Here is a 21,096-nt window from a genome sequence, read left to right on the forward strand (position 1 = left end):
CCTTCATTAAGTATGGCTGTACCTTCTTGATTATAAGTGTAAGAGTTTCCATCTTCGCTAAAAGTTAATGCTGCTATGGTGGCATTGTCGTTTAATGAAATACCTTGATTTATCTCTCCATAGTTTGCAATAGCATTTCTTCCACCGCCGATAAGGGAATTTTCTCCATCTAAAGAAATTTTATTTGTTTGATTTCCTCCATGTAAATGTAAACCATCTCCTTGTTTACCTAAAATAGAAGCTCCGTTTTTGATTGAAATATCTTTATTACTATATGTTTTTAGATTAATACCATTCCAATTTCCATATATTAAAGAACCTTTGCCTTCTACAAAAATATTTCCAATTTGTCTATTACCTGTAGAAGCTATACCAGAGTCACCTCCACCATAAATAGAACCACCATCTTTAACAGTAATATCACTTAAAGATCCATTGTTATTATAAATACCATTTGAATTACCTACAATCAAACCAGAATTAGTTATATTACCTACTCCATTACCACTATTAGCAACTTCTATATGTATACCATTATAACCACCTTTAATTGTCCCAGCATTATTTATAGTGTCAATTTTCCCTGAATGTCCATAAAACATAATTCCATGATTCTTACCTTCTATGATTCCAGTTTTTCCATTATTTAATGTTTTAATAGACTCATTACTTATATCACCAAGATAAATACCACTACTACTAGTGCCTAAAATTTTACCATTGTTATTTAATTTATCTATAGATCCGCCATGTAATGATACTCCATTAGAACCTTGAATTATTCCTTTGCTTTCGTTATTTAATGCTTCTAATTTACCTCCTCTATAAACAACAACACCAAATCCCCACATAGATTCATTGTTTTTTATCAAACCATTATTATTTAACTCTTTAATATTGCCTTGAACAGTTATAGCACCTTTACGATCCCAATGTCCACTATTAGCATTACCTTCTATAGTTCCATTATTTTTGATAGTATTTATTGTAGCACCAGCGTCAACTTGGATTCCACTTGAACCACCACCGCTAATAACACCACCTACTTCATTTTCTATAGATTTAATAGTACCACCATTAGCATAAATACCATAGTGACTTCCACCATTAATAGTGCCTGAGTTTGATATATAATCTATATTACCTAAATTTTTAATACCACTTGTATTACCTTTAATAGTACCAGTATTAGAGATGGTATTAATACTTGCGGAGCCACCTTTAATATGAATACCATTTCCACCATTAATTGTGCCAGTATTGATAAGATTTTTTACTGAATTAGCTGATGAGTTAGTTACACTAATACCATCTCCATTACCACCATCAATCCAACCTGTATTATTAATTTTCTCTACGGTAGAACCACCCCATATCTCTATACCATGTTTTCCGCCACCATTACCCTTAATAGTACCTGCATTGCTAATAGTTACATTAGTGGCACCACCTTTAATTTCTACACCGTGGCTATTACTAGGAGTAATACTACCACTATTTGTAATAGTTAATGAATTACTACCACTTCCACTTATAGTAATACCACTACTAGTAGGTTTATCTATAGTACAATTACTGCTACCACCACTACAATTACCACCACTAATACTTTTAGAATTTTTTACTTGTTTGTTGTTATTGTTTGTAGTGCTTTTAGCTTTAGTGATAGTAATACTACCATTAGAAGCTTTATCACTTATAGTTGTTATACTAGCATTAGCACAAGTTGCTAAAAAAGATATAGTTGCTAAAGATAAGAAGGTTTTCTTAGTAAAAGAAATATTGTTTGATTGAGAATTCTCAATTCCCCCCCCCCGTGAAATTTAACATTAAAACTCCTTTTGGAAATTAAAATAAGATTTGAAGTTCGGAATTATATATTAAAGTTGTTTATAAAAAGTTTAAACATAGCATACAAATAAATAATGTATTAATATCTACCACATGCTAATATAATTTTGTAACGTTTTTTATCCACATTTATCAAAAGAGAAGCAAGTTTAAAAGCTCTGAATTTTTCCATTATAAAAAGATCTTTGCTATCTTTTAAAACTATAGCAACTAAATTTTTCATCACTTTATCAAGCCAAATATTTTTATATTTATCATTTGCCGAATGATACCTTCCAATAGCATTCCAACTAAAGCCATGTTTTTGTATAATCTCATGAAGTAATCTTGCGGCTATGTCAATATTTACACTAGCTTTTACAATCTCACTCTCACTAATCCCATAGCGTTTTAAATGAATGCTATTGATTTGCATTAAGCCATAATCTCTTGTTTGATTTTTATTTTTGCTAGTGATATTATGCTTATAAGCTGCATTTTCTGTTAAAGCTATGGCTTTGAGTAAAGCCGTCGGTATATTGTACTTTCTAGCTGCAGTTTTAAAGTCTTTATCGTACTTATAAAAATCTTCAGGTATATAAGTATCACCTATAAAAATTTTGGTATCAAAAGCAAAAGTAAAATTAAAAAATACTACTAATAATAAAAAATTTTTTAACATTTTACTCCTTTAAAGTACTTATACTATAGCAAATTTATAAATAAAAACTATGTAGCTAAGTTAATGAATTATCTAAGAATTTCTTTTATAGTAAGTTGTGGAGTGATTAATCCTCTAAAATTATTTTTAGAAACACTAGCTATAAGATCAATGCTTTCTCCAAGCTCTGGCTCATAGTCAAAGTTAAAAAACAAAGCTTCTAGAGTTTTATTTCCTTGAGTTAAAATAAGCTTCATATGATTTTCATCTTTACCTAGTTTTCTTTTATTTTTTACAAAAAGCTTATCAAATTTAAAATATGGCCTTGGATTTTTATGTCCAAAAGGCTCAAAAAATTCTAATATCTCTAAAAGTTCAAAATCAACTTCATTTGGATCAATACTACCCAAAATCTCATCAGCATTATAAAAGTCATCTTTAGGGATATTTTGACAAATTTCATAAAGCCTACTTTTAAAAACACCAAATTTTTCAAGCTCTACTAAAACTCCAGCTGCACCTTTATGCCCGCCATAGCTTAAAACAAATTCTTTAGCTTGTTCTATAACATTTAAAATATCTATCTTACCCACGCTTCTAACGCTAGCTTTAGCCTTTTGCTCACATTCTGAAAAAACAAAGGCAGGCTTGTTAAAATGCTTTGCTAAACGACTTGCAACTATACCCAAAACACCCTCATGCCAATTTTGGCCATTGACAATAATCACAGGATCATTTTCATCAACTTGTTCTAAACACTGCTTAAAAAGCTCACGTTCTTCATCTTTACGGCTATTATTATAAGTAATGATTTGTTCTAAATAACCCATAACCTCATCAATATTTTTAGAATGTAAAAATTTATAAGAAATAATCGCATCATCCATTCTTCCTGCACTATTAATCAAAGGTGCGATTAAAAAGCTGATATTGTCAAGTTCAAATTTATCCTTACCAAAATACTGCTTAATCGCTTTAAATGCCACTCGTTTTGAATCATTAATACATTCTATGCCTTTTCTAACTAAGACTCTGTTTAAATCTCTAAGCTCCATCATATCTGCGATAATTGCAATTGATAAAAGTTCGATGAATTTACACATATTATAGTTGATTTTACACACTTCTTTTATCGCAGCGACTAAATACCAAGCCACTTGAGCCCCACAAATTTCAATATCAGGAAAATCACAATCTTGTTGTTTAGGATTAATGATCGCATAAGCTTTTGGTAAAGTAGCTGGAGGCATATGATGATCGGTAATGATTAAATCAATTCCTTTTTGTAAACAAAGCTCTGCTGCATCAAATGCTGCTATGCCATTATCTACAGTGATGATTAAATCTACTCCATCAAGTTCATTGATGATTTCTTCATTTAGACCATATCCATCTTTAAAACGATTTGGAATTTTTACCACATAGTCATATCCGATATCATCAAAAAATTCAGATAAAATCACACAAGAAATCACCCCATCTACATCATAATCCCCAACAATAGCAAGCTTTTGATTTTTTTCAATCGCTTCTTTAATACGTAAAGCACCCTTATAGACATCTTTTAAACAAGATGGCATAGGTAAATCACAAAGTTTTACATGCGTATCATTGATAAAACGCTGGTGTAAAATTTCTTTTATTTTGGCTTTATTTAGCATGATTTGTTAAAGATGCCTTGATAAAAGAAAAAATAGCCGGATTAACTCTAACTAAGCGTGAAGTAAATTCAGGGTGAAACTGCACTGCTAAGAAAAATGGATGATCTTTAAGTTCCACAGCCTCAACCAAACCTTCATTTTCCCCGCTTATAATAAGCCCATTTTTCTCAAACATTTCTTTGTATTTTGGATTGGCTTCATAACGGTGGCGGTGGCGTTCTTTTACGCTTTTTTGATTATCATAAACCTTACTTAAAAGTGTATTTGGCTTGATATGACACTCATAAGCCCCAAGACGCATAGTTCCACCAAGTGGAGTTTTACTTGTTCTAATTTGCTTTTCCCCACTTGCGTCAATAAATTCATCAATCAAAAAGATGATAGGATTTTTACAATTTGGATTAAACTCATGAGAATTTGCATCTTCAAGTTTTAAAACATTACGTGCAAATTCCACTAAAGAAAGCTGCATACCCAAACAAATTCCTAAAAATGGAATTTTATTTTCTCTTGCATATTGTATGGCTTTGATTTTTCCTTCTACCCCGCGGTAACCAAAACCACCTGCTACTAAAATCCCACTTACATCTTTAAAACTTTCTTCGATATTTGCATTTTCTAATTTTTCACTATCAATCCATTTTAAATTTACTCTCGCATCAAGTGCTGCACCTGCATGGATAATGGCTTCTGTTAAACTTTTATAGCTTTCTTTTAAATCTACATATTTTCCTACAAAAGCAATGCTAAGTTCATTACTTGGAGCGATGACTCTTTTTACTAAAGAATCCCATTCATTCATATTTGGCTTTAAATTTTGAAGATCTAATAAACTTGCAATAGAGTTTAAAATATCTTGTTTTAAGAAATTTAGTGGAATTTGATAAATACTAGCTGCATCCACACTTTCTATAACACAATTTTTTTCAACTCCGCATGAAATTGCGATTTTGTCTTTTAACTCTCTATCTAAAGATTTTTCACTTCTACAAATAATCATATCAGGGCTTATACCTATACGGCGTAATTCTCCAACACTATGTTGAGTTGGTTTTGTTTTAAGTTCTCCTGCTGCTTTGATAAATGGCACTAAAGTTAAGTGAATATTAATAGCATTATATTTACCCACTTCAAGCTTTAAAGCTCTAATAGCTTCTAAAAATGGTAAGCCTTCTATATCTCCTACTGTGCCACCTATTTCAACGATTAAAATATCTTTATCAACTCCGGCTTTTTTAATGCGATCTTTTATCTCATCAACTATATGAGGGATTACTTGTATGGTTTTTCCTAAGTAATCTCCTCTTCTTTCTTTTTCTATAACACTTTGATAAACTCTACCTGTTGTGAAGTTATTATCCTGAGATAAGCTCTCATTTAAAAATCTCTCATAATGTCCTAAGTCTAAATCTGTCTCAGCTCCATCATCTGTAACAAAAACTTCCCCATGCTCTAAAGGACTCATAGTACCAGGATCTACGTTGATATAAGGATCTGCTTTTAAAATACTTACTTTTAAACCTGAATTTTTTAAAATAGTAGCTATAGAAGCTGCTGCTATACCTTTTCCTAATGAGCTTAAAACACCACCGGTTACAAAAATATACTTAGTTTGTTTTAATTTCATAAAATAACCTTAATTTCTTTTTTTGAAATTATAACGAATAAAAAATTTTATTTTTATAAACATTTGTGTAAAATTCAATTATTTTTGAAGGAATTTTTCGATGAAAATCACATTATTAAACCATACTCCACTTTCTGTATGCTCTCATGCGACAAGAACATGTTGGCAAAGTTTTGACAAAGGCGATTGTGGTGGCGAAAAAGATAAAGAATTAATCGATCGTGTGGGAAATAAATTCAAACATGCTTCAACCTTAGAGCATTTAAACTATACTTTTTATATACAAGGTATTTCAAGAGCATGCTTACAAGAAGTTGCAAGACACCGCCACACTAGTCCTAGTGTAAAAAGCACAAGATATACTTTAAAAGAACTAAGAAATGAAAGTGAATTTAAAGAAAATGACTTTGAAAATGCTAAAAGATACTTGGTATTAACTGGAAATGAAGTAGTAGATAATGCAAGTATTAAAGCTTTAGAAAATTTGCGTTTGATTTTGCAAAATAGCATTAGCTTAGATATAGCAAAATACTGCTTACCAGAAAGCTATAAAACAGAATTAACTTTAACGATTAATGCAAGAAGTTTGCAAAATTTTATTACTCTAAGAAGCTCAAAATCAGCTCTTTGGGAGATAAGACAACTCGCAAATGCTTTATTTGAAAATTTGCCTGAGGAACATCAATTTATTTTTAAACATTGTGTTTATCAAGAAGAAAATTCCCAAGATTGATTGGGAATTTTTACTATATTTTTTTAAGAAATTCAGTTTTTAAAACAATCACACCAAATTTATCTACTTTAGCTTCAATTTCGGTGTCTTTGTTTGTAAGTTTAATATTTTTTATAGTCGTGCCACGCTTTAAAGTAGTGCTTGCACCTTTAACCTTTAAATCTTTCACAACACTTACACTATCACCTGCATTAAGCTCAGTTCCATTTGCATCTTTTGGCATGAATTCTCCTTAAAATTTATAAGTATATCCTAGATATAAACCATAATTTGTTTGTTTAGGATCGTAAAAGTTTGAACCTACCATATTTTGATAAAAATTTCTTGTATTGTAATGAGTTTGCTCGGCTTTAAAACCAAACTCAATTTCATTTGCTTGATTTAACTCATATAAAGCACCGATTTTTGCTCCATAAGTATAACCATCAAAGTCTTGAGATAAAGATAAAAAGCTTGTTTTTAAAGTCATATCCGTTCTTGCATAACCACCATATACACCTAAAACTGCTCTTGTTTTTTCAAAAATTTTTGGAGTAAAATCATAACCAAGTAAAAACTTATGTGTGGTAAATTCTCCATCAATTTTTAATCTTGTAGTATTGATTACATCACTAAATTCACTTGAGTAATTATAAGCACCATAAAGTCTATGGTTTTCACTAAAACGATAACCAACTCTTAAACCAAAAACAGGAACATCACCTTCTAAATCACCGTTATATTTAATATTTTTTGTTTTACTATGATCAAGATCAGATTTTACCTTAGTATGAAACCATCCCGCATCAATACCTAAAAGTAAACCTGAATTTTCATCTGCTAAAGCTAAATTTGAAACCAAAGCAACACTTGCAACTAGACTAAATAATTTCATATTTTCCTCCTTTAAAACAAGACTTAATATATCCTTTTATTTTTAATAAAAATTTAATTTTGTGGCACTACTAAATCAGATCTGCATTCAATCACAGTATGCACATTACCACGAGGGTTAAAATCACCTACTACTTTTATCCATTTTGGATCAAGTTTTTCTTTTAAAGTATTGTAAATTTCATTAATACTTGCTTCATGTGAAACATTTCTATACATAAAGGTATTGATATAAAGTTTGATTGCTTTAAGTTCTACTACTAATTTATTTGGAATATATTCTAAGTAAATAGTAGCAAAATCAGGATACCCACTACGTGGACAACAACACATAAATTCAGGCAAAGTGATTTTAATCACATAATCATTTTTAGCATCATTTGGCCAAACTTCCATATTTTCTACACTAAATTCTTTGATTTCTTTTTCACCATATCTCATACAATTTCTCCTATTTAAAATTAAAATTATACAAAAAATTCAAAAGCTTTTTGAATTTCAATTTCATAGTCTTTTTTGATTTCTAAAAAAGGTAAATTAAAATTTTCACATTGTGATTTTAAATACTGATGATTTGATATTAAAATATTTATATTTTCTTTTTCACTGGTTAAACGAGTTTCTATAATATTTTCTTTTTGATATATTAATTTATAATTTTGTAGGATATATTCTTTTGAAAAAATAATATAAAATATCTTTATTAAAGAATTATTTTTAAATTTTTGAACTCTTTTAGGAGTAAGATAAATTCCCTCAATGATTAAATTTTGTTTATTTTCTATACAAGTTTGAATTATACCATCTACAATAGGAAATAAAAACTCAGCTATTTTTTCATCCTCATCTACTTTAAAAGGAAAATCTTTCATTCCTTTAATCAAACCCATTTTTAGATGATCTAAACTCAAATAAGGATAAGAAAATTTTTCAAGAAGTTTTTGAGCAAGCAAGGTCTTACCTGTGTGACTTTCTCCGCCAATTAAAAAAATCATGAGAATTCTTCAATCATTTTTGTTAAACTTTTTTTCTCATTTTCTTGTAAAAAAGAAGCATTAATAGCATTAATACAAAGTTTTTTAATCTCATCTTTGCTAATCTTAAAAGTTTCATCTAAGGCTATAAAATTTTCTAAGATATATCCACCAAAATACGCTGGATCATCTGAATTTACACAAACACAAAGATTTTGTCTTAAAAGTTTTAAAATATTATGTTCTTGCATATTTTGAAAAACTTTTAATTTTATATTTGATAAAGGACACATTGTTAGTGGAATTTGACTTTTTGCTAATTGTTTTACAAGCTCTAAATCTTCTTCACACCTTATTCCATGATCTATTCTACTTACACCAAGCTCTAAAGCTTGTTTGATATACTCACTACTTCCTTCTTCACCCGCATGCATAACTAACAAAAAACCTTCTTCTTTAGCTTTTTGAAATAAACTTTTAAATTTAAAAGGAGGATTATTGATTTCAGAACTATCAAGTCCTATGGCTTTGATTTTATCTTTATATAAACAAAGCTCATCTAAAGTTTTTAAACCCTCATCCTCACTTAAATGTCTTAAAATACAAGCGATTAAAAAACTTGAAATTCCAAATTCTTCTTTTGCTTTTTGTAAAGCTTGCCAAATTCCTTCTATAACATCTTTTAAAGCTATATTTCTAGCAGTATGAGTTTGAGGATCAAAGAAAATTTCAGTATGAACTATATTTTGTTCTTTACACTTTTTCATATAAGCAAAGGTTAAATCATAAAAATCTTGCTTGGTTTGTAAAACATTTGCACCTTGATAATATATATCTAAAAAATCTTGTAAATTTGAAAAATCATAAGCTTTTTTTATCTCATCTTCGCTTTTATATTTTAAAACAATGTTATTTCTTTTAGCTAATTCAAACATCATTTTAGGCTCTAATGAGCCTTCAATGTGTAAGTGTAATTCTACTTTTGGGACATTTTGTAAAAAAGTTTTCATTTTAAAAATCAAACATCTAAATGTTTAACATCTTTAGCATGAGCTTGTATGTACTCACGGCGTGGTTCTACATCATCACCCATGAAAAGGTTGAAAGTATCATTTGCTCTTTGAGCATCTTCTATGGTGATTTTTAACAAACGACGATTACTTGGATCCATAGTTGTTTCCCAAAGTTGTTCAGGATTCATCTCACCAAGACCTTTATAGCGTTGTATATAAGCACCTTTTTTAGCATTTTTTTCAACTTCATCTAAAATTTCTAAAATGTCTTTATCAAATTTTAAATCTCTATCTTTGATTTTTTGATAAATATAATTTGCCTCTTCATATAAAGGATTAGTAAATAAATCATCATTGATGATAAGCTCTTCTAAACCATTTTCAGTTTGTACATAAACACGAATTTCATTTTCATTGATATATGAATTTAAGATATTGTGATTTTGTTTTTCTAAAAATTCTTTTATGATTTTAAATAATTCTTCATTAGAAGCTTTTATTAAATCAGGATTTTCTATCAAATACCTAATCACAGAAATTACATTAAATCTTTTTTCTAATTCTTTTAAAACACTTCTATAAGCTGCAACGATTTTTAGAAAATCTTTCAAATCATTTAATCCTATACCCTCATAAGTAGAACTCTCTATACCTGTTTCAATCAAATAATCATTTAAAGCTTTTTCATCTTTTAGATAAATTTCTTTTTTCTGACCTTTTTTATAACGATATAAAGGTGGTTGAGCTAAATAAATATGTCCATTTGTTACAAGATCATTCATAAAACGGAAGAAAAATGTCAAAAGTAAAGTTTGTATGTGAGAACCATCCACATCAGCATCGGTCATGATGATGATTTTATGATATCTTAGTTTTTCTATATCAAACTCATCACCGATCCCACAACCAAAAGCTGTGATCATATTTTGAATTTGTTCACTTTTTAAAATTTTATCTAGTCTTGCTTTTTCTACGTTGAGTATTTTACCTCTTAAAGGTAAAATCGCTTGGAAAGTTCTTTCTCTACCTTGTTTTGCAGAACCTCCCGCACTATCACCCTCAACTAAATAAATTTCACTTTCACTTGGATCTTTACTTTGACAATCAGCTAATTTTCCTGGCAAAGTCCCTACACTTGAACTTTCTTTTTTACGGGTTAATTCTCTAGCTTTTTTAGCTGCTTCTCTACCACGAGCTGCCATTAAAGCTTTATTCATGATAGCTTTTGCTTCGATAGGATTTTCTTCAAAGTATTTTGTCAAATACTCAAAAGAAGCCTTAGAAACTATAGGTCTAACATAGCTTGAACCTAATTTTCCTTTAGTTTGTCCTTCAAATTGTGGCTCAGGCACTTTTACACTTACCACTGCTATCAAACCTTCTCTTACATCATCACCTGTGATTTTAGAATCTTTCTCTCTAGCACTAGCATTTGCCTCAATGTAATTACTTATAACACGAGTTAAGCCCATTCTAAAACCTGCTTCGTGCGTTCCACCATCTGGAGTTTTAATATTATTTACAAAAGAAAGTAAATTTTCACTGTAACTATCATTATAAAGCAATGCTACTTCAACATTTACATCTTCTTCATCTACATTGAAAAATATAGCCTTAGTTAAAGCTTGTTTTTTATTTAAATCTGTAACAAACTGACTTATACCACCTTCAAAATGAAAGCTTTCTGCTTTTCCTATACGATTATCTTTAAAATTTATAGTAATTTTTGGATTTAAATATGCAAGTTCACGAAATCTTTTAGCTAAAATTTCATAATCAAAATCAGTCACTTCAAAAATTTGATCATCTGGCCAAAATTCTATGATTGTCCCTGTTTTTTTACTTTTACCTATGGTTTCAAAATTACTTGTGACTTTACCTTCTGAAAATTCTTGTCTGTAAATTTCTCCATCTCTATGTACTGTAGCAACTAATTTTTTTGATAAAGCATTTACAACGCTCACACCAACCCCGTGTAAACCACCTGAAACTTTATAAGTATCTTTATCAAATTTTCCACCTGCATGAAGTACGGTTAAAACTACAGTTAAAGTAGGGATATTTTCAGTAGGGTGAATTCCCACAGGGATCCCTCTACCATTATCACTTACTATACAAGAACCTTCTGTGGTAATTTCTACATTAATCGTATCACAAAAACCTGCCATAGCTTCATCGATAGAATTATCCACTACTTCATAAATCATATGATGAAGACCGCCTATATTGGTATCACCTATATACATACCAGGGCGTTTTCTAACAGCTTCTAAGCCTTTTAAAACTTTAATATTTCCTGCGCCATAGTTTTGATTTTCTTGCATTTATTTTCCTTATAAAATAACTGGCATAATTACAGTTTGTAATTCTTCACTTGAAACTAAAAATGCCATATGAGGTTCATTTATGCTAAGTTTAAATGTTTCACTTTCAATAGAATTTAAAAAGTCAGTGATGAATTTATTTTTAATGCAAAGATTAAATTCTTCATCTATATTAAGCTCCATTTCAAGTTCAGTTTTTGCTTCCATATTATCTAAACTGATACCTTCAAATACAAGTTTATCTTTATGGAAATTTAATTTCATTTTTTCAGTAATTACATTGATTTTTTTCAATGCATCCATAAATTCTTCTGTTTTAAAAATAAATTCTTTTGTGATATTTTTTGGAATTACTCTTTCATAATCAGGGAATTTATCATTGATAAGTTTTGTAAAAAACTCAAAATTATCATTTTTTGCAATCAATATATTTTCATCATAATAAATTTCAATTTTTTCAAAAAAGATTTTTTGCATTTCTAAAATAGCTTTTTTAGGGATACAAAGGTTAAATTCTTTTTCATTTGTTTTATTAAGTGTAAAAACTGCTAAGCGTTTAGTATCTGTCCCTACAAAGCTAATGTGGGTTGTTTTTATATCAAGTAAAGCACCATTTAAAGAATACTTTGGATTATTTGTATCAACCGCAGGTAGGATTTTTTTCAAAGATCTACTTAAATCACTTGAATCAATATCAAATTTATCTTTTCCCTCAGTGCTTGGGAAATTTGGAAAATCTTCATAATTAAACATAGGAAGTTTATATTTAGTTCCTTTTTGTCTAATAAAAAGGAAATTTTCTATAGTTTCTAAAACTACATCTTCATTATTTAAACTTTTAATAATATCTAAAATACTTTTAGCATTAGCAGTTGCAAAACCTGCGCTTTCAACTTTGATTTTTTTGATTTTATAATTAATACCTATTTCATAATCACTTGCTCTTATGATTAATTTATCTTCAACTACTTCAAAAAGTAAGTGAGAAGCGATATTGCTTGAGTCTTTTTTATCTACATAAGAATTAGTTAAAACTATGGCAGATTCTAAAGTGTTTTTGTTAATGCTAATTTTCATTTTTACTTCCTTTATTTTTTTAAATTTATTTTATCATAATAATAGGCAATGTGAAAATGTGAAATGCTTTTTAAAAGTCTTTTTTTATAGAAATTTTACTCGTAGAATAAAATTTTTTGTTTTTCACTTTTATTCACAGGGTGCTTTTTATTTTTGTCAAAATTTTATTTCTTAATTCTTCTACTATGGCTTTTAAATTTTCATTTTCACTCATTAGTTCTTGAATTTTTTTAATATTATGTGAAATGGCGGTGTGATCTTTCATATTAAAAAATCTAGCAAGTTGAGGCATAGACATAGTCGTTAGCTCTCTTGCTAAAAATATCACAACCCTTCTTGCCATAACGATATTTTGTGTTTTTTTATTTGATTTTATATCATTAGGTTTAAGATTATAGCTTTTTGAAACATCAGCAAGTATGTCTTCAACACTAATATTTTCTTTTGTTTCTTTAATGTGATCTTTCATAAAGCTTTTAACAATTTCTAAAGTGATTTCTTGGTTAAAAAGCCTTGCTTGAGCATTTAGATTTGTAATCATGCCTTCTATTTCTCGGATATTATCTCCCATTGAAGTAGCGATGTAGCTTATGACTTCGGGTTTAAGATAAATAGCATTAAATTCGCATTTTTTCTTGATAATTGCGATTTTTGTATCAAGCTGAGGTGGAGTGATATCTGCGACGATCCCATTTGCAAAACGGCTTTTTAAGCGTTCTGTTATGCCCTTTAGCATATTTGGAGGATTGTCACTTGTCATGATGATTTGTCCAAATTTTTCTTTGATTTCATTAAAAGTAAAGAAAAATTCCTCTTGAATTTTATCTGTTTTACCTAAAAACTGCACATCATCGATGAGTAAAACATCGCAATTTTTGTATTTTTCATGGAATTTACTCATGGTTTTGTTATTTAAATGCATGGTAAAATCATTGATAAAATTATCACTTGTAGCATAAATAACCTTATATCCATTATCCAAACACACATTTCCGACAGCTTGGAGCAAGTGAGTTTTTCCAAGTCCTGTAGGGCCATAGATAAAGATAGGGTTGTATAATTTTCCAAGTTTGCTTTTATCGGTAATAGCTTTGCAGGTTGCATAGGCAAATTGATTAGAATCTCCTACAACAAAACTTTCAAAAGTAAAAGAAGGATTTAAAATAGTGCTTTGAAATTTAATCTGTGAAATATCTGTAGAAAAATGTTTTTTCTCTACTTTTTGATCATTTGTAATGATTTTAACTTGAGGATTAATTCCTGTTTTTACTTCATAAAAATAAGCTAATTTTTGTGCGTATTTTGTTTGTATAAATTTAGCCAAAAAATGATTTGGTGCAATAAATACTAAGATATTATTTTTACTTAATTTTTCACTAAATTGTAAGTGAGAAATGTAAGTATTGTATTCGTTATTGCTAATTTCAGTTTTAAACTCAAGTAAAAAATCTTTTATATTCATTATTTTTCTTATAAATTATGATGTAAAACTTAAAATTCTAGCTTATTTTTTATAAAAAATGGTTAAAATTATTCACATAAAAATTTAAATTTCACATCTATGTGAATAAAAAGGTGAAAAGTTTGAAAGTTTTAGGGATAGATCCTGGTTCTAGGTATTGTGGATATGCTATTGTAGAAAGAATTAATAATAAAAATCAACTCATAGAAGCAGGTCTTATCAAAATCAAACCTAATGATTTGCAGTATCAAATCACAGAATTATGTGAAGGACTTGATTTAATCTTTAAAAATCATCAATTTGATGAGGTAGCTATAGAAGATATATTTTTTGCTTATAATCCAAAAACGGTTTTAAAACTAGCACAATTTCGTGGAGCTTTGAGTTTAAAAATCTTACAAACCCATGGAGAATTTGCAGAATACACACCTTTGCAAGTAAAAAAAACCGTAACAGGTAAAGCAAAAGCTACTAAAGAACAAGTAGCTTTTATGGTGAAAAGATTGCTTGGAATTTCAAAAGATATTAAGCCACTTGATATCACAGATGCTATCGCAGTGGCTTTGACGCATTTAGCAAATTTGAGAGTGAAAAAGTAATTTTATTTTCCATTTCCTATAAAATAAATTTCAACATCATGTAAAAGTTTTTCACATATAGCTGAATCAGTGCTTTTTTCTACTACTAGGTTGATGTGATTTTTGGTATCTCTAAAGCTACCTGCAGATTTTGAATTTTTTAATTCTAATTTTTGATTATCTTTTAGATACTTGATAGTGATTACAAACTTATGTGCAGCACTTGCTTCGCCTAGATTAGTTTCTATTAAAACATTCATATTTGATGCTTTTGCTAGGGTTGCTTGGGTTTTATTAATCACTTCTTTCATTCTTCTATTGAGTTCTAAAATTCTTGAAATGAATTTATTATCTATACTTTCAAATGCGATTTTTAGTTTATTCATGATTTCTTGATTAGTTGGTTTATCAGGAGCTACATACACCATATATAGGCCGTTTTTAATATCTACTTTTGTGCTTTTTGTATCACGCCCACTACCAAAAATTTTAATATAAATGGCATTATCAAGATATACTCTATCTATCATAGGCCCATAAATTTCATATTCTCTTTTTCTTACGATTACTTCTCTTGCGGCTACTTGAATTTTTACTGAACAATCATGAATTATAGGTTCCATTTCTTTTTTTATCTCAAGTAGTTCTCTAAGCATTTTCCATCCTTGTGTATTTTTAAATAAATTATAACAAAAAAAAATTGAATTTTTTTGTTAATTTTAGTTTGTGATATTTTTATATATTTTTGATTTTAAGTTAAAAGTTTAAGGAAAAAAATGAAAATAAAAACTATAGTTTCAAGTTTAGTTTTAGCAAGTGCTTTATTTGCTGCAAATTCTCATCATGCTCATCATGGAGCTTCTAGAAGTATTTCATCACAAATCATGATGAGTATGCATGAACCTATGATGAAAAATCCTTTAGTACAAAGCAATGATATAGAAAGAGATTTTTTAGCTAATATGATTCCACATCATCAAGGTGCTATTGACTCATCTAAGATTTTGTTAGAACATACAAAAAGTGAAGAGATGAAAAAAATCGCTCAAAATATCATCAAAGCTCAAGAAAAAGAAATTCAAGAATTTCAAGAAATTCTAGATAAAAATCTTTATACAAAAACTCAAATTGATGAAGAAACTTATAAAAAATTTGTTCAAGAAGAAAAAGAGTTAATGCAAAAAATGATGATTTTAATGAGTTCGGTTAAAGAAAGCAAAAACATCAATAAAGACTTTCTAGAAGCGATGATAGCACACCATCAAGGTGCGGTTGATGCTTCAAAACAAATTTTATTTTATTCTAAAGACAAAACTATCACTGATATAGCGAAAAAAATCATTTTAGATCAAGAAAAAGAAATCCAAGAATTTACAAATTTATTAAAATATATGTAATGAATTGATCGAAAGAAATAAAAAATGGTGGCTCCGATTGGACTTGAACCAACGACCACCACCATGTCAAGGTGGTGCTCTACCAACTGAGCTACGGAACCAAAAAATGAAAATTATATAAAAATATTTTTACATTGTGCTTAAAATCACTTTTTAACTTTTTTCATATCATTTAGCCATAAGTCTAGCTGTGCTTCAAAACCTATGCCTTTGCTATAATAAAATTTCAAATCTTTTTCTAGATATCTTTGCTTAACCCAGCCACCAAAATCATGCGGGTAAAGGTAGTTTTTTCTTTGAGGGTTGTTATTATCAAGATAAGGAAGTATTTTTAACGCAGGATTGTTTTGCACATAATTTAGCGCTTCATTTATAGCAAGATAGCTTGAGTTTGACTTAGGCGAACTTGCTAAAAATACCACACATTGAGCTAAGATGATCCTAGCTTCAGGATAGCCTATGTTTTTTACTGCTATGAGTGTGCTTGTGGCTAGATTAAGTGCTTGTGGATTTGCATTTGAAATATCTTCACTTGCAAATATTACTAATCTTCTAGCGATGAAATCCGCACTTTCGCCCCCATCAATCAACCTCGCAAGATAATACAAACTCGCATCTACATCACTTCCTCTTAAGCTTTTTATCATAGAACTAGCTAGTTTATAGTGTGTATCTTTACTTGAAGTGCCATCGCTTAAAACATTTGCTCTTAATTTTTTCAAAGTTTCAAGCGTGATATGAGTGCTATCTAAAGCCAAAGCAAATTCACATAAATTTAAAAAACTTCTTGCATCATTTGCACTAGAAGTGATTAAAAAGTCTTTGACATCATCATCGATTTTACATTGGAGTTTTTCTTGCACTTTTGTGGCAAGTTTTTCTAAGTCTTTATACTCTAAACCTTTAAATTCAAAAAGCATACTTCTGCTTCTTATGCCTGAAGTTAAAGTAAAGTAAGGGTTTTCAGTGCTTGCGCCTATGAAAAGGCATTTTTGATTTTCCAAAGGGATTAAAAGCATTTCTTGTTGGGTTTTTGAAAGCCTATGCACCTCATCGATAAATATCAAAGGTTTATATAAAGAATTTTCATAATTACTTAGTATTTTTCTAAGCTCTTCAAGTTTAAAATTCCCTCCATCAAACTCATAAAAATCTAGTTTATACTCATACGCTATAGCCCTTGCAAAAGAAGTCTTCCCACAACCTGCTGGCCCAAAAAATACACTATGAGGGAGTTTTGAAACTTGTATGAATTTTTTAAAAATTTCTACTAAATTTTCTTGTCCTAAAACCTCATCTAAAGTTTTAGGACGAAAAGTTAAGCTTAAATTTGTCATTGTGGATTTATGGTAAGTCTTTCTCCATTAATGATAGTTGTAACATCACTTTTATTAGAATCATCATAGATAAAATCAAGCACATAAGAGCCATTATTATCTACAAAATAAGTATCAAAATTTGCAAAATCAGGCCAAATTTGACTAGGAAGAATTTCAGTGTTTGCGTGAAATTGTGATTTTATATTATTTTCAGTGAAAATAGTTTGCCCATTTGCGTCAAATTTTTTACCTTCTTTTTCAAAGCTTAGATTATTTAAGATAATTTGTGGGTTCGCTTTTAAAAACTGACTTGCTAAAAGCATCATAGAAAAAATATCAGTGTTTGAATTTTGCACTAAGCTATCATAAGCTTTTTTAGAAAGATTGTTAAAATTCATATCTAAGTTAATGTTATTTAGCATAAAGTTTTCATTTACAAGGTTAAATTTAGCTAAATCTAGTTTTAAAACACTATCATAATCGTTTTGAGCATTTTGAGCTGTTTTTGCAAAAATTTTTAATTTATCAAAGTCAAAAGCAATAGAACTTATAAAATTAGCACTATCAATGCTTATATTTTGCTCACTATTTCTACTAGGGCTAAAAATATCACTAAAACTTAATTTTTGTATAGGAAATTCAGAAATTTTGATATTTTTTGCTTCTAATTTTTCTTCATGAGATAGTTGTTCTAATAAAACATAACCTAGATTAAGTTCCATATTTTTTACAAATTCCTCAGAACCTGTAATCTTAAAAGATGTATTATTTAAAACTAAATTTGTATCATTGCGGGTAAAATTAATATCGTTTATTTTTGCATTGATGTTAATGTCTCCACCTTTTGCACTAACTAATATTTTAAAGATTTCTTCATTTGGGAAAATGCCTTTTAAGTCTTCATTTTCATTTAAAATAGAAACGATGGCATTATTACTTGCAAAAAAATTATTAGAAAAATCTACATTCACTTTAAAACTATAAGGTAAGTCATTAAGTGTTGCTATAAAACTTCCTTTGGAATTTAAAAGTCCTTTGGTATAGTTAGCATCTTCAACGCTGTAATATGGTGTATCTTGACTCATTTGAGCAAATATTTTTCCATTGATAGTGTTAATGTAAGAAGCTGAGGCAAAAAACCCTATAACTAATAAAACAACTACTACAACCCCTGCGATGATTTTTTTCATTCATTTTCCTTAAGTGAAATTTTAAAAATTATATATTTTTATTACTAACTAATGCTTATAAAATTCTTACATTTATACATTACTTAACTTTTTTTCTTATAATTGCACTATTTAAAATCAAAGGTAAAAAAATGAAACTTTTTGGAACAGATGGAGTACGCGGTAAAGCAGGGGAGTTTTTGGATTCGTTTTTAGCTATGCGTTTGGCTATGGCTGCTGGAATTTATTTTAAAGACAAAGCCCTTACAAATAATATCTTGGTAGGAAAAGACACAAGAAGAAGCGGTTATATGATAGAAAATGCTATCGTTTCAGGACTTACTTCTATAGGTTATAATGTTATAGAAATAGGTCCTATGCCAACACCTGCTATTGCGTTTTTAACTGAAGATATGCGTTGTGATGCAGGGATTATGATATCAGCTTCGCATAATCCTTACTATGATAATGGTATTAAATTTTTTGATGCACACGGCAATAAACTTGATGAGCAAGCAGAAGCAAAAATAGAAGAAATTTATTTTAATGATAAACTCATAGAAGAAGCAAGAACAACAAAATCTCAAATTGGTCAAGCAAAAAGAATTGATGATGTGATAGGAAGATATATTGTTTCTATAAAAAATTCTTTTCCTAAAGAGCTGACTTTAAAATCTTTGCGCGTTGTTTTAGATGTGGCTCATGGGGCTTCTTATAAGGTAGCACCTACGGTTTTTAAAGAACTTGGTGCAGATGTAATTGTGATCAATGATAAGCCAAATGGTTTAAATATCAATGAAAATTGTGGGGCTTTACATCCTTTAAATTTAGCTTTGGAAGTAAAGAAATTTAGAGCAGATGTGGGCTTTGCTTTTGATGGGGATGCAGATCGTTTGGTTGTTGTGGATGAAAAAGGCGAAGTGGCTCATGGAGATAGTCTTTTGGGTGTTTTAGCTTTATTTTTGAAAAAACAAGGCAAGTTAAAATCAAGCGTGGTTAGTACTATAATGAGTAATGGTGCTTTAAAAGAGTTTTTAAATAAACATAAAATCACACATGAAACTTGCAATGTAGGCGATAAATATGTACTTGAAAAACTCAAAGAATGTGGTGGAAATTTTGGTGGGGAACAAAGCGGGCATATTATCTTTAGTGACTATGCAAAAACTGGAGATGGTTTGGTAGCTGCTTTACAATTTAGTGCTTTAATGCTTAGTGAAGCAAAAAGCGCAAGTGAAATTTTAAATCAAGTTAAGCCTTATCCACAACTTTTGCATAATCTTAAAATTTCAGAGAAAAAAGACTTAAGCAAGCTTGCAGGTTTAGAAGAGTTGAAAAAAGATTTAGAAAAAAAAGGAATTGCTAGTTTGTTTAGGTATTCAGGTACAGAAAATTTAATACGCTTATTGCTTGAAGCAAAAGACATTAAGCTTTTAGAAAAAGAAATGAAAGTTGTGGAAAGCTTTTTTATGAAAGCGTTGAATGCTTAAAATCTTGTCTTTAAAATTTTGGCTTGTTTTTGCTTTGATTTTTATACTAGATCAAGCAAGCAAGTATTTGTTTTTACAAGGGCTTGAGTATAAGGGTGAATTTTTTGATTTAGTTTTAACCTATAATACCGGTGTGGCCTTTTCAATGTTTGCATTTTTAGGAGAGTATTTAAAATACATACAGCTTGTTTTTATTTTGGCTTTGTTTGGGTATTTGCTTTATCAAAAAGAGTTTCTTAAAACACATTTGATCGCTTTTGCCATTATGCTATCTGCTGGGTGTTCAAATTTACTTGATCGCTTTGTGCATATAGGCGTGGTGGATTTTGTATTTTGGCATAAGTGGTTTAATTTTGCTGTGTTTAATTTTGCTGATGTGATGATTAACATTAGCGTAGCTTTGATTTTAATAAAAGAAATTTTTAATAAAAAAGGAGAAAAATGTTAGATTTTTTGAATGAATGGTATTTATGGATTAAAATGGTGCATTATTTGGCTTTTGTTTCATGGATGGCTGGAATGTTTTATTTGCCAAGACTTTTTGTCTATCACACAGAGCATAAAGACAATAAAGGCTTTGTGGAAGTGGTGAAAATTCAAGAAAGAAAATTGTATTTTTATATCCAAACTCCTGCTATGATAGCTACTGCAATCACTGGAAGCTTAATGATGATGGCTAATAAAGATGTGTTAATGGTAGGTGGATATATGCATGCTAAATTAACCTGTGCTTTACTTTTAATCATTTATCATTTGCAAAATTATTATTATTATAGACAACTTCAAAATGATACTTGTAAAAAAAGTGGGAAATTCTTTAGAGCTTATAATGAAATTCCAACGATATTATTTATAATCATCGCTATTATGATGGTGGTAAGACCGCTTTAGTAAAAAGCCTTTTTTAA

Annotated in this window: 22 protein-coding genes and 1 tRNA gene; 7 read left to right on the forward strand and 16 right to left on the reverse strand. The window is 29.3% G+C overall.

What is annotated here, in order from left to right; all coding sequences use genetic code 11:
• On the reverse strand, positions 1-872 hold an 872-nt coding region (locus tag L8U00_RS06600; RefSeq protein WP_412175427.1), incomplete at its 3' end, for a hypothetical protein.
• A 550-nt stretch (positions 873-1,422) separates the two neighbouring features.
• Here L8U00_RS06600 and L8U00_RS06605 point away from each other — a divergent pair.
• A complete protein-coding gene (locus L8U00_RS06605; protein WP_263708967.1) occupies positions 1,423-1,794 on the forward strand; it encodes a hypothetical protein in 372 nt (123 codons plus the stop codon).
• A 136-nt stretch (positions 1,795-1,930) separates the two neighbouring features.
• Here L8U00_RS06605 and L8U00_RS06610 read toward each other — a convergent pair whose 3' ends face one another.
• The 3 genes from L8U00_RS06610 to L8U00_RS06620 form a co-directional block, all read right to left on the reverse strand.
• Positions 1,931-2,512 carry a lytic transglycosylase domain-containing protein gene (locus tag L8U00_RS06610; protein ID WP_263708968.1) on the reverse strand — a complete coding sequence of 194 codons (582 nt, stop codon included), beginning with the start codon at positions 2,510-2,512 and terminating at the stop codon, positions 1,931-1,933.
• A 68-nt stretch (positions 2,513-2,580) separates the two neighbouring features.
• A complete protein-coding gene (gene recJ, locus L8U00_RS06615) occupies positions 2,581-4,152 on the reverse strand; it encodes a single-stranded-DNA-specific exonuclease RecJ (protein WP_263708969.1) in 1,572 nt (523 codons plus the stop codon).
• On the reverse strand, positions 4,142-5,779 hold the full coding sequence (locus L8U00_RS06620; protein WP_087699096.1) for a CTP synthase: 1,638 nt from the start codon (positions 5,777-5,779) through the stop codon (positions 4,142-4,144). Before L8U00_RS06620 ends, recJ begins: the two co-directional genes overlap by 11 nt.
• A 100-nt stretch (positions 5,780-5,879) precedes the next feature.
• Here L8U00_RS06620 and thyX point away from each other — a divergent pair, with 100 nt between their 5' ends.
• Entirely contained in the window at positions 5,880-6,512 is a 633-nt protein-coding gene (gene thyX, locus L8U00_RS06625; protein ID WP_039617054.1) for an FAD-dependent thymidylate synthase, read from the forward strand.
• Between the two features lie 13 nt (positions 6,513-6,525).
• Here thyX and L8U00_RS06630 read toward each other — a convergent pair whose 3' ends face one another.
• The 8 genes from L8U00_RS06630 to dnaA form a co-directional block, all read right to left on the reverse strand.
• Positions 6,526-6,735, reverse strand: coding sequence for an alkylphosphonate utilization protein (locus L8U00_RS06630; protein ID WP_039617052.1), 210 nt, complete (start codon positions 6,733-6,735; stop codon positions 6,526-6,528).
• Positions 6,736-6,744: 9 nt separating this feature from the next.
• Positions 6,745-7,386, reverse strand: a complete 642-nt coding sequence (locus L8U00_RS06635) for a porin family protein (protein ID WP_263708970.1) — start codon at positions 7,384-7,386, stop codon at positions 6,745-6,747.
• Between the two features lie 53 nt (positions 7,387-7,439).
• Entirely contained in the window at positions 7,440-7,826 is a 387-nt protein-coding gene (gene queF / locus L8U00_RS06640) for a preQ(1) synthase (protein WP_039617048.1), read from the reverse strand.
• 26 nt (positions 7,827-7,852) lie between these two features.
• Positions 7,853-8,380, reverse strand: coding sequence for a zeta toxin family protein (locus tag L8U00_RS06645; RefSeq protein ID WP_263708971.1), 528 nt, complete (start codon positions 8,378-8,380; stop codon positions 7,853-7,855).
• Positions 8,377-9,369 (reverse strand): adenosine deaminase, encoded by a 993-nt coding sequence (locus L8U00_RS06650; RefSeq protein ID WP_263708972.1) that lies wholly within the window; start codon positions 9,367-9,369, stop codon positions 8,377-8,379. Before L8U00_RS06650 ends, L8U00_RS06645 begins: the two co-directional genes overlap by 4 nt.
• A gap of 8 nt (positions 9,370-9,377) precedes the next feature.
• Positions 9,378-11,696, reverse strand: coding sequence for a DNA topoisomerase (ATP-hydrolyzing) subunit B (gene gyrB, locus L8U00_RS06655; RefSeq protein WP_263708973.1), 2,319 nt, complete (start codon positions 11,694-11,696; stop codon positions 9,378-9,380).
• 9 nt (positions 11,697-11,705) lie between these two features.
• Complete coding sequence (dnaN, locus tag L8U00_RS06660; RefSeq protein ID WP_039617031.1) at positions 11,706-12,773, reverse strand: DNA polymerase III subunit beta; 1,068 nt, start codon at positions 12,771-12,773, stop codon at positions 11,706-11,708.
• 133 nt (positions 12,774-12,906) lie between these two features.
• Positions 12,907-14,235, reverse strand: coding sequence for a chromosomal replication initiator protein DnaA (gene dnaA / locus L8U00_RS06665; protein WP_263708974.1), 1,329 nt, complete (start codon positions 14,233-14,235; stop codon positions 12,907-12,909).
• A gap of 122 nt (positions 14,236-14,357) precedes the next feature.
• On the opposite strand from dnaA, the gene ruvC reads away from it, so the two are divergent.
• Positions 14,358-14,834, forward strand: coding sequence for a crossover junction endodeoxyribonuclease RuvC (ruvC, locus tag L8U00_RS06670; RefSeq protein ID WP_039619511.1), 477 nt, complete (start codon positions 14,358-14,360; stop codon positions 14,832-14,834).
• 2 nt (positions 14,835-14,836) lie between these two features.
• Here ruvC and L8U00_RS06675 read toward each other — a convergent pair whose 3' ends face one another.
• Positions 14,837-15,469 (reverse strand): hypothetical protein, encoded by a 633-nt coding sequence (locus L8U00_RS06675; protein ID WP_257938969.1) that lies wholly within the window; start codon positions 15,467-15,469, stop codon positions 14,837-14,839.
• Between the two features lie 120 nt (positions 15,470-15,589).
• On the opposite strand from L8U00_RS06675, the gene L8U00_RS06680 reads away from it, so the two are divergent.
• A complete protein-coding gene (locus L8U00_RS06680) occupies positions 15,590-16,210 on the forward strand; it encodes a DUF305 domain-containing protein (RefSeq protein ID WP_263708975.1) in 621 nt (206 codons plus the stop codon).
• Positions 16,211-16,235: 25 nt separating this feature from the next.
• Here L8U00_RS06680 and L8U00_RS06685 read toward each other — a convergent pair.
• The 3 genes from L8U00_RS06685 to L8U00_RS06695 all read right to left on the reverse strand — a co-directional run bounded on the left by L8U00_RS06685 (position 16,236) and on the right by L8U00_RS06695 (position 18,719).
• A tRNA-Val gene (locus L8U00_RS06685) sits at positions 16,236-16,311 on the reverse strand.
• A gap of 45 nt (positions 16,312-16,356) precedes the next feature.
• On the reverse strand, positions 16,357-17,547 hold the full coding sequence (locus L8U00_RS06690) for a replication-associated recombination protein A (protein ID WP_263708976.1): 1,191 nt from the start codon (positions 17,545-17,547) through the stop codon (positions 16,357-16,359).
• Positions 17,544-18,719, reverse strand: coding sequence for a YdgA family protein (locus L8U00_RS06695; protein WP_263708978.1), 1,176 nt, complete (start codon positions 18,717-18,719; stop codon positions 17,544-17,546). The genes L8U00_RS06690 and L8U00_RS06695 overlap by 4 nt, the downstream gene beginning before the upstream one ends.
• Positions 18,720-18,850: 131 nt before the next feature.
• On the opposite strand from L8U00_RS06695, the gene glmM reads away from it, so the two are divergent.
• Genes glmM through hemJ form a run of 3 tightly spaced genes read left to right on the forward strand, consistent with a single transcriptional unit; the run spans position 18,851 to position 21,079 of the window.
• Positions 18,851-20,188, forward strand: a complete 1,338-nt coding sequence (glmM, locus tag L8U00_RS06700) for a phosphoglucosamine mutase (RefSeq protein WP_263708979.1) — start codon at positions 18,851-18,853, stop codon at positions 20,186-20,188.
• Positions 20,181-20,636, forward strand: coding sequence for a signal peptidase II (lspA, locus tag L8U00_RS06705; protein WP_263708980.1), 456 nt, complete (start codon positions 20,181-20,183; stop codon positions 20,634-20,636). Before glmM ends, lspA begins: the two co-directional genes overlap by 8 nt.
• Positions 20,630-21,079, forward strand: a complete 450-nt coding sequence (gene hemJ / locus L8U00_RS06710) for a protoporphyrinogen oxidase HemJ (RefSeq protein ID WP_263708981.1) — start codon at positions 20,630-20,632, stop codon at positions 21,077-21,079. Before lspA ends, hemJ begins: the two co-directional genes overlap by 7 nt.
• The last annotated feature ends 17 nt before the right edge of the window (positions 21,080-21,096 follow it).

The sequence above is a fragment of the Campylobacter sp. IFREMER_LSEM_CL2256 genome (assembly GCF_025771645.1).
In the GTDB taxonomy this organism is placed as follows: Bacteria; Campylobacterota; Campylobacteria; order Campylobacterales; family Campylobacteraceae; genus Campylobacter_D.